Raw genomic sequence first — 10,226 nt, 5'->3', positions numbered from 1 at the left:
GAAGCGATATACTACATTTATTGAAAACGCATATAATTTAATGCAAACAGATGCTGGTATGAGTGACTTCTTTTACCATGAAGCAAGTAAGATTTTTAATAGACTAAAAAAAATAAAGGCTATATAGTAATCAAGCTTATTATTCAATGTTAAGAAGATTCAGCTCTTCTTTCATTTGCTGCTGTAATTCTTTGGCTTTACTGGCGGCAGCCTCTGCAAAATCGCTTTCATTTGAAGCGTAAATAATTCCTCTTGAAGAATTAATCAATAATCCTACGGAATCATTTATTCCGTACTTACATACATCTTGAAGATTTCCTCCTTGTGCACCAACACCAGGAACTAACAAAAAGCTATCTGGAATTATTTTTCGGATATCTGCTAAAAACTCAGCTTTTGTAGCACCAACAACATACATTAAGTTTTCTGAATTTTCCCATGTTTTTGAAGTCTCTAACACTTTTTTATACAATTCTAAACCGTCAATAGTTTTGGTCTGAAAATCAAATGCACCTTTATTAGAAGTTAATGCTAATAAAATAGTATGCTTATCCTTAAAAGCTAAAAATGGCTCTACGGAATCTTTTCCCATATAAGGTGCAACCGTTACACTATCAAAACCTAAATCTTCAAAAAAGGCTTTAGCATACATGGTGCTTGTATTGCCAATATCGCCTCGTTTTGCATCTGCTATAGTATAAATTTCAGGATGTTTTTCGTTGAGGTACTTTATTGTTTTTTCTAAAGCTTGCCAACCTTTAATACCATAGGCTTCGTAAAATGCTGTATTGGGTTTATAAGCCACACAAAGATGATGTGTAGCATCTATAATGGCTTTATTAAAGGCGAAGATGGGATCTTCTTCATTTAACAAGTGCTTTGGTATTTTATTTAAATCCACGTCTAAACCAATACAAAGAAAGGATTGCTTTTTTTGGATTTGTTCTATGAGTTGGTTTGTTGTCATTTTTTTATTCCTGCGCTAGTAGGAATCTTATTATTGTGAAACTTAATCTCTAAATAGAGATTCCTGCTTTCGCAAGAACTACATTACATCATCGTTAGCCTTTAACAACTCTGTGTTTTCAGCTAACATTAATTCGTCTATTATTTTTTGAATATCCCCATTGATGATATTTGATAAATCGTAAAGTGTTAACCCTATTCTATGATCAGTAACTCGTCCTTGCGGATAGTTATAGGTTCTAATCTTAGCAGATCTATCGCCAGAGCTTACCATACTCTTACGCTTCTCAGAGTCTGCAGCTTGTTGTTTTGCTAATTCTAAATCGTATAAACGCGATCGTAAAACCTTTAAGGCTTTTTCTAGATTTTTATGAGATGACTTCTGGTCTTGGCAACTTACAATCATACCTGTAGGCTCATGGTGTAATTTAATTGCAGAATAGGTTGTATTCACCGATTGTCCTCCTGGACCAGTTGATGTTGTACGTTCTATTCGTACTTCGGTCATATCTAATTCGTAATCAAATTCTTCAGCTTCTGGTAACACCATAACCGTTGCAGCACTAGTATGTACACGTCCTTGAGTTTCTGTTTGTGGCACGCGTTGTACACGGTGTACACCAGCTTCAAATTTTAAAGTACCGTAAACATCTTCGCCTGAGGCTTCGAAAATTATTTCTTTAAAACCTCCTGAGGTTCCATCACTTTGGCTCACCACATCAACTCTCCAACCTTTATCACTGCAATACTTGGAATACATTCTAAATAAATCGCCTGCAAAAATACTAGCCTCATCTCCACCTGTACCTGCTCTCACCTCAACCACAACATTTTTAGCATCGTCTGGATCTTTAGGAATTAACAAAAACCGAATTTCTTCTTCGAGTTTTTGTATTGTTTCTTTGGCTTCGTCTCCTTGCATTTTTGCCATTTCTACCATTTCGGCATCAGATCCATCAGCAATAATTTCTTCTGCTTCGGTAAGATTATCTAAGGCTTCTTTGTAAATAGTTCCTTTATCTACTATTACTTTGAGATCTTTATATTCTTTCATCAGTTTAGCATATCGCTTCTGATCGGATATTATATCTGGTTGAATGATAAGGTCGTTAATCTCATCAAAACGTTGTTTTATAATCTGTATTTTCTCTAGCATCTATCTTCAAAAAAATGAATCTCAAAAATACAATTTTTTACTCGATAATTTAGATTTAAGTCTTTTGAAACTTTTGATAAATTCTTATGGTCATTAGCGTAAACAAAGACCATGTTTTCAGTATAATAATATTAAGGATTTTAAAAATAGAATTTTTAGCCGCATTAAAAAATAATATAGATAGTCTTTACGTTGTATAAAAAATGGTAAGACAGTTCTCCGCTATACTCAATTACTATAAACCACTTGCGCTTTGGTCCTTTTTGGTAAATATTGCAGTTGCGGTTATTAACCCAACGCTTATTTTAGCCCTTTGTACTAAGTTGTTTTTAACTTTTTTGCTTTGGATAATGTTGAGTGACCGAAGATTGCGGCAACGCCTTAAATTTTATAAAATTAGAGGTGTCTCTTATTTGAAGTTTTTTAGCATCCTCTTTTTACTAGATAGCGTTATTACTTGCAGTTTTTTACTGTTACTAAAAGGTTTTATTTAAAATTAAAGAAGGATATAACTTAAGGTGTAGTTAGGCTAGATGCGTTCATTATTGTATCTAAATCTACGATAACACCAACTCCTAACAACTGTTTCCATTGAAGTTTAGGACCTTCTAACACCACTTCCTCGTTGGTCAATTCGTTTTGCTGTGTCTCTACTTTAATATCATTATCGTATCTAAGATGAGAGCCAAAGGTGGCTTTCACGTATTTGTTAACTTTCATATCTAGGTTTACCTCCCAATCTAAATCTATGTTACCGAAACTGTTGAGATAATCTGTGTAGAATCGTAGGCGTGTGTTTAAATTCATGTTATCAAAAACTTCATCTTCAAACTGACCTGTTAGCAAAATTCCTAATTCTTGGCGTGTTTTTTTACCTGCACTAATAATATTGCCATCGAGATCATAAATTGCAGGATCTACACCAAAGGCACCTTGGTTTGCCAAATTATCATCTAATACAAAGGTTGTCTTAAGTGTAAATGGCGAGCCGTAAATAGAAAGTCTGTTTATATGTCTACCATATTCCATCCCTACGCCCATAAACACATAACCTGGTGCCATAAATGTAGAAATAGGCTCTTCTGAATTTGGGCTGGTGAAACCATTAGCAAACTGCGTATTGAAGCTAAACCTAGCCGAATAAAACCAATTGCTTTGTTTATTTTTTTCTAGCCCAAAATTAGAAATAACTTCTATAACGTCTTCTGTTTTAAACAGTGGCTCACTCTCTTGTTTGTTAAGTCCGTAACGGAGTCTTAACGTAGAGTTCCAAAATAGGTTATTCAGTTTAAATTTTGCTGAAGCTGTACCACTTAGAATTGCAGAAATTGAATTAGTACCACCAGCGTTCCAATTTGTAAATGAAACTTGATTTAGGTAAAAACCTACTTCCTTTTTGGTGGCCCAACCCAAATCTAACACCTTGTTTTTCTTTTTATTAAGAAACAAAGAATCTGGTTGTGCAGAAACCGAAATTGTAATAGTTAGTAGAAAAATAAACTTGATTATCTTAGAAAATAGCATATGTATTTAGTAAGTAAAGTGTCCGTATTTACTTTTAATAGTTAAGCACTTTTGATCAGAAGACGCTACACGTCCTATAATTTTAGCATCAACTTTAAATGATTTTGAAATCGAAATAATAGCTTCTGCAACATCTGGTTTTACATATAATTCCATGCGGTGTCCACAATTAAAAACCTGATACATTTCTTTCCAATCTGTTTTAGATTGCTCTTGTATAAGTTTAAATAATGGTGGAACATCAAACATATTATCTTTTATAATATGAAGGTTATCTACAAAGTGTAGAATCTTAGTTTGTGCACCTCCGCTACAATGTACCATACCATGTATAGTATCGCTTTTAAAAGTGTTGAGAATGGCTTTAATAATTGGTGCATAGGTACGTGTTGGAGATAATACTAATTTGCCTGCATCTAAAGGTGAGTTTTTTACAGAATCTGTAAGCTTGGTTTGGCCAGAATACACCAAATCTTCTGGAACTGCCGCATCAAAACTTTCGGGATATTTCTCTGCCAAATATTTTGAAAACACATCGTGCCTCGCCGATGTTAATCCGTTACTGCCCATACCACCATTATACTCAGTCTCATAAGTGGCTTGCCCAAAAGATTCTAAACCTACAATAACGTCTCCATCAGAGATTTTAGCGTTATCAATTACATCGGCACGTTTCATTCTGGCAGTTACCGTAGAGTCTACAATAATTGTTCTAACCAAATCTCCTACATCCGCAGTTTCGCCTCCTGTAGAATGTATAGTTACACCATGAGATTTTAAATCTTCGATTAATTCTTCTGTACCATTAATGATGGCTGAAATAACCTCACCTGGAATTAAATTTTTATTTCTACCAATGGTAGAGGAGAGCATAATATTATCCGTGGCACCTACGCATAGCAGATCATCAATATTCATTATTAGCGCATCTTGCGCTATGCCTTTCCATACCGAAAGGTCACCAGTTTCTTTCCAATACATATAAGCTAGCGATGACTTTGTACCAGCACCATCTGCATGCATAATTAAGCAAGTGTCATTACTGCCTGTTAAGTAATCTGGAACTATTTTACAAAAAGCCTTAGGAAACAGACCTTTATCTATATTTTTTATGGCATTATGTACGTCTTCTTTTGATGCTGATACACCGCGCTTAGCATATCGTTTGCTTATTGAATTGCTCATTAAAGGTGATTAATATTTAGTTAAGCAAAAGTAATCATTGTGATTTAGTAATCCTCTGGAGCAATAGAATTTGTTTTCATTTGTGTTGGTATTTCCTTAAGTCGTTTTTGGCGCTGCGTTTCTCCGCCAAAATAAAAATTAAGACCAAAACCTAACCTTAAGAACGTATCATCGTCTTCATCGTTAATCACAAACTCCGTTTTATCTTCCAAATTATAGTTATACTCGGCAAAGAACTTTAGACCTAATTTATCAACAACGATGAACTCTAATCCAAACCCACCTTGTAATTTAACAGTGCTGGCTTCAATATCTCTTAAGGTATTGTATCCAAACCCACCGAATAAGAATGGTGTAAAATTATCATAGGGTAATGCTAAAAATTCAAGATTAAAATCAAAAGATTCTAATTTTTGTTCAATGTCGTTATAAGATAATACGTAACTATTGTAGGATAACCCTATAAATAAGTGGTCTATTATAGCGCGTTTGTATCCCAGTCTAAAGTAAAATCCGCTTTCTTTGTTTTCTAAATTGTCTTGAAGAATGGTTAAACCAACCGTAGTTTCTAGCACGTTTGTGCCGCGATAATCAAAAAACACTAATTGTGAAAATTTTTTCTTAGACTCCGCAATGTCAGCCTCATTGTTAGAGTCTAACTGATCGTAATCTCTTGTCTCCTGAGAAAAGGATAGGTTGACTGAAAAAAACATTATAATACAGCAACCAAAAATTTTATAAAAATTAAAGATCATAATTTTAATTTATGAAGATTAAGTCTTTTCTTAGGGAAAATAAGACTGCAATATAATAAAATAAGGTAAAATCTACGATTTTACCTTATTTGAGCTTTAGTCTAAAGCCTATTAAATATTTACTTTAGGATTCTGTTTGTAGCATGGGTTGCAAATTTACAACTTCATCTTTAACAACATCTTTTATATTATCCGTTTGATCTTGAGATAAAATAAATGTTGCTCCTACAAGAATTGCTACACTTAGTAGTAATTTTCTCATTTTAAACAATTATTGATTAATAGCACTACAAAAATAGTAAATAAACTTATTGCAAGAGGATTAGAAATCAGTTTTTTAATAATAAACCACAGGGTTTTCGATAACTAGGCAAATGTTAACGATGAATGACATATTAGAGGTGTCTTTAACCCATTTTTGCTACGTAACTTCACGTATTCCTAACATTTAATTAATATTAAGAAAACATTACATACTTTTAATTTGTAAATAAAAGTTCTCTATATTTTGTTAACGGCCATAACTCATCATCTATCATTAATTCTAATTTGTCGCAATTGTATCTTATATCCTCAAAGATGGGTTTTACCTTTTTGCAATATCCTTGCGCCTTTTTGTAAAGATCGGTTGACTTATTGCAAGTTTTGCGTGCATCTGTCATTATTGTTACCAAAGAATTAATAGTCTCTATATGATTAGATATTTCTTCAATAAGCTCTAATTGTTCCTTAGCTAGCTTTTTAAATTTATCACCGTAGATAGCTTTTAAGCCTGTAACGTTCTCAATTAATATATTTTGATACTTCACTGCCGTTGGCACTACATGATTTCTGGCGATGTCTCCTAGAACACGACTTTCAATTTGTAAGCGCAAAATATATTCTTCGATTTCAATACCATACCTTGCTTCGGACTCTACTCTATTCATTACACCAATACTCTCAAACATTTTTACGGTCTTATCTGCTATTTTAACTTGCAGAGCTTCGGCTGTAGTTTTATTATTGCTTAAACCTCTTTTCTCAGCTTCTTTTTGCCAGTCATCACTGTAACCATTGCCTTCAAACAAAATTCTTTTAGACGTTTTTATATATTCTCTTAAGATATTAAAAATTGCGTCATCTTTTTTCATGTCCTTTTTCTTTATAAGGACATCTACTTCCGCTTTAAAACCAATTAATTGCTTTGCTACAATAGAATTTAAAACAATCATTGGGTTGGCACAGTTTGCTTTAGAACCTACTGCTCTAAATTCAAATTTATTACCCGTAAAGGCAAAAGGTGACGTTCTGTTTCTATCTGTATTGTCTAATAATATTTCTGGAATTTTGCCAACGACGTTCAATTTTAAATCTGTCTTTTCTTGTGGTGACAGCTTTCCTTTAGTTACGGTTTCTAACTCGTTTAAAACTTTTGTTAACTGCTCACCAATAAAAACTGAGATGATTGCTGGTGGCGCTTCATTGGCACCTAAACGGTGGTCGTTACTTGCAGAAGCAATAGACGCTCTAAGTAATTCTTCATATTCTAACACCGCCATTATAGTATTAATAAAGAAGGTTAAAAATTGAAGATTACTCATTGGTGTTTTACCTGGTGATAGTAAATTAACACCAGTATCTGTACTGAGGCTCCAATTATTATGTTTACCAGATCCATTAACTCCTGCAAAGGGTTTTTCGTGCATTAAAACTTTAAAGTTATGACGCTTAGCTACCTTCTGCATAAGATCCATTAATAGCGAGTTATGATCTACGGCCAAATTAGCCTCTTCATATATAGGTGCAAGTTCAAACTGATTTGGAGCAACTTCGTTATGCCTTGTTTTTACAGGAATTCCTAGCAGTATACACTCCGTCTCTAAATCTCGCATATAAGCCATAGCTCTTGCTGGTATGGTACCAAAGTAATGATCATCTAATTGCTGACCTTTTGCTGGTGAATGCCCTAATAATGTTCTACCAGCTAGTACAATATCTGGCCTAGAGGTGGCCAAAGCATTGTCTATTAAAAAGTACTCTTGCTCCCAACCCAAGGCCGCAGTTACTTTCTTTACATTTTTATCAAAATATTTACAAACCGCAACCGCTGCTGTGTCTACAGCTTGTAATGCTCTTAACAGCGGTGTTTTATAGTCCAAAGCCTCGCCTGTATAGGATACAAACACCGTTGGAATACATAAAGTGGTACCATAAATAAATGCTGGAGATGTAGGATCCCACGCGGTGTAACCCCTTGCCTCAAATGTATTTCTTATACCACCATGAGGAAAACTAGAGGCATCTGGTTCTTGTTGTACTAACTGACCTCCATCAAATTTTTCTATAGCTAATCCGCCACCAAGTGTTTCAAAGAACGCATCGTGTTTTTCTGCCGTAGCGCCAGTTAAAGGTTGAAACCAATGTGTATAATGTGTAGCCCCTTTAGATATAGCCCACTCTTTCATTCCTGTAGAAATATGATCTGCTAAGAGCCTTTTAATTTTAGAACCTTTTTCTATAGCTTCTACAATACTAGAAAGTGCGTCTTTGGTTAAATATTGACGCATTGCGCTTTCATTAAACACATTAGAACCAAAAATTTCTGAACGTCTGTTTACCTCCTCTACATGTAATGGTTTGCGTTTTAATGATTCTTTTACTGCATGAAACCTTAATGTTGCCATATTGATAAAATTTTAGGTCAAAAATACGAATTTTTAAAAATGACACATCTATACCCACCTAAAAATAGGGTTATCAACAATTATTAATAAGATTTAAGCTAAAACACCCTATTTTTTTTGATGAGCCTAAAAAAAATCTAATATTTGCAAAGTCAATTTATATTAAATAACGATACTATGAGTAAATCTAAATTAGAGTACATTTGGCTTGATGGATATAAGCCTACTCAAAACATGAGAAGTAAAACTAAAGTTGAAGAAAACTTTAGTGGTAAATTAGAAGATTGTCCAATTTGGTCTTTTGATGGAAGTTCTACAAGACAAGCTGAGGGTGGTTCTTCTGACTGCTTATTAAAACCTGTTGCTATTTATCCAGACCCTGCTAGAAAGAATGGTTACTTAGTAATGACAGAAGTATTAAATGCAGATGGTACACCACATGAATCTAATGGTAGAGCTACTATAGATGATAATGACAATGACTTTTGGTTTGGTTTTGAGCAAGAGTACTTTATCATGGATACACAAACACAATTACCTTTAGGATTCCCTGTAGGAGGATATCCTGCACCTCAAGGTATGTATTACTGTTCTGTAGGTGGAAAAAATACGCACGGTAGAGACTTAGTTGAAGAACATGCTGATCTTTGTATCGCTGCAGGTTTAAATTTCGAAGGTATAAACCAAGAGGTTGCTTCTGGTCAGTGGGAGTTTCAATTATTTGCTAAAGGTGCAAAAAAGGCTGGAGACGAAATATGGATTGCACGTTATTTATTAGACCGTTTAACTGAGCAATATGGTTATTATATAGAATATCACCCTAAGCCTTTAGGAAAAGATATGGACTGGAATGGCTCTGGTATGCATGCTAATTTCTCTAACACTACATTAAGAACATGTGGTAGTAAAGAAACTTATGAGAAAATTTGTGAAGCATTTAGACCAGTTGTTAAAGAACACATCGCAGTATACGGTGAGTTTAATGACCAACGTTTAACTGGTGACCATGAGACTGCGTCGATAGATGATTTTAGTTATGGTGTATCAGATAGAGGTGCTTCAATTCGTATTCCTATTATCACAGTAGAAAAAGGCTGGAAAGGCTGGTTAGAAGACAGAAGACCTGCTTCTAATGGTGACCCTTATAAAATTGCAGGTAGAATTATTAAGACCGTAAAAAGTGCTAATATTTAAAGACATCTGTAACTAAATAGATAAAAAAAGTCTGCATATCGCAGGCTTTTTTTTATTTAAGTGCCAAATAAATAAAAACCATGTAAGCTGCAAAAAGTAGCATCCCTTTATAGCGGCCTATAACAAACTTCTTTGGGATTAACATTAAAGGCACTAAAACGGCAGCAAAAGCAATCATCCAAAAAATATTAGTTGATAAAATTACTGGTGTTTCAGGATTTACAACTATAGGCTTAACAATTGCCGTAAGACCCAAAACCGATGCAATATTAAAAATATTTGAGCCTATTAAATTCCCTAAGGAAATGGCTTTTTCTTTCTTTAACGCTGCAATGACGGATGCTGCCAATTCTGGCACACTTGTACCAATGGCAATTACTGTAACGGAAATGGCATATTCGCTTATACCGACAGCTTCGGCTAACTGTATGGCACCCTTTACCAACCACTCTGAACCAAAATACAAGCCTGCTGCACCAATTAATAGCCATATAATTATTTTAAAATTTGAAACTTCTGCAAGAGCATCATCAACCTCTTCAAGATTTGCTTTGGTAGATTTTCTTGAACTACGGATAAGAATAATAAGAAAGATAACTAAACCAGCAAACAATGTAGCACCTTCTGTAGCAGTCAGCACTTCATCATTCTTTAGAAAATAATAGAGCACAAAAGAGGCCAACATCATCATAGGCCAGTTTAATTTATAAAAATCTCTATCTACCGCTAAAGGCGATATTACAGCTGTAATACCCAAAACCAAACCAATATTTGCAATAT

General features: G+C 34.3%; 10 protein-coding genes. 2 read left to right on the top strand and 8 right to left on the bottom strand.

Translation table 11 applies throughout. The annotated features are described in order from the left end of the window. Window positions 1–127 (top strand): Lacal_2735 family protein (locus tag Q0800_RS14175; protein ID WP_366518843.1); only part of this gene is annotated, 127 nt, incomplete at its 5' end. A gap of 12 nt (window positions 128–139) precedes the next feature. On the opposite strand, the gene pyrF is transcribed toward Q0800_RS14175, so the two are convergent. The 7 genes from pyrF to Q0800_RS10965 form a co-directional block, all read right to left on the bottom strand. Then, window positions 140–967 carry an orotidine-5'-phosphate decarboxylase gene (gene pyrF / locus Q0800_RS10995; RefSeq protein ID WP_299129527.1) on the bottom strand — a complete coding sequence of 276 codons (828 nt, stop codon included), beginning with the start codon at window positions 965–967 and terminating at the stop codon, window positions 140–142. Between the two features lie 78 nt (window positions 968–1,045). Continuing rightward, entirely contained in the window at window positions 1,046–2,122 is a 1,077-nt protein-coding gene (prfA, locus tag Q0800_RS10990) for a peptide chain release factor 1 (RefSeq protein ID WP_299129525.1), read from the bottom strand. A gap of 513 nt (window positions 2,123–2,635) precedes the next feature. Next, window positions 2,636–3,646: a DUF3078 domain-containing protein gene (locus tag Q0800_RS10985; protein ID WP_299129523.1), complete on the bottom strand. Its 1,011-nt coding sequence runs from the start codon at window positions 3,644–3,646 to the stop codon at window positions 2,636–2,638. 6 nt (window positions 3,647–3,652) lie between these two features. Beyond that, window positions 3,653–4,831, bottom strand: a complete 1,179-nt coding sequence (locus Q0800_RS10980) for an AIR synthase related protein (protein WP_299129521.1) — start codon at window positions 4,829–4,831, stop codon at window positions 3,653–3,655. A gap of 44 nt (window positions 4,832–4,875) precedes the next feature. Further along, window positions 4,876–5,586, bottom strand: coding sequence for a Curli production assembly/transport component CsgG (locus tag Q0800_RS10975; protein WP_299129519.1), 711 nt, complete (start codon window positions 5,584–5,586; stop codon window positions 4,876–4,878). A gap of 124 nt (window positions 5,587–5,710) precedes the next feature. Then, a complete protein-coding gene (locus tag Q0800_RS10970; protein WP_299129517.1) occupies window positions 5,711–5,848 on the bottom strand; it encodes a hypothetical protein in 138 nt (45 codons plus the stop codon). Between the two features lie 217 nt (window positions 5,849–6,065). Then, window positions 6,066–8,252, bottom strand: a complete 2,187-nt coding sequence (locus tag Q0800_RS10965; RefSeq protein WP_299129515.1) for a glutamine synthetase III — start codon at window positions 8,250–8,252, stop codon at window positions 6,066–6,068. Between the two features lie 177 nt (window positions 8,253–8,429). Here Q0800_RS10965 and Q0800_RS10960 point away from each other — a divergent pair, with 177 nt between their 5' ends. Continuing rightward, window positions 8,430–9,446, top strand: coding sequence for a glutamine synthetase beta-grasp domain-containing protein (locus tag Q0800_RS10960; RefSeq protein ID WP_299129513.1), 1,017 nt, complete (start codon window positions 8,430–8,432; stop codon window positions 9,444–9,446). A gap of 52 nt (window positions 9,447–9,498) precedes the next feature. On the opposite strand, the gene Q0800_RS10955 is transcribed toward Q0800_RS10960, so the two are convergent. Further along, window positions 9,499–10,226, bottom strand: a 728-nt coding sequence (locus Q0800_RS10955) for a sodium:calcium antiporter (protein ID WP_299129511.1), incomplete at its 5' end; no start/stop codon positions are given.

The organism is uncultured Winogradskyella sp. (genome assembly GCF_937958655.1).
Taxonomy (GTDB): domain Bacteria; phylum Bacteroidota; class Bacteroidia; order Flavobacteriales; family Flavobacteriaceae; genus Winogradskyella.
This window is presented reverse-complemented; position numbering and strand designations above follow the sequence as displayed.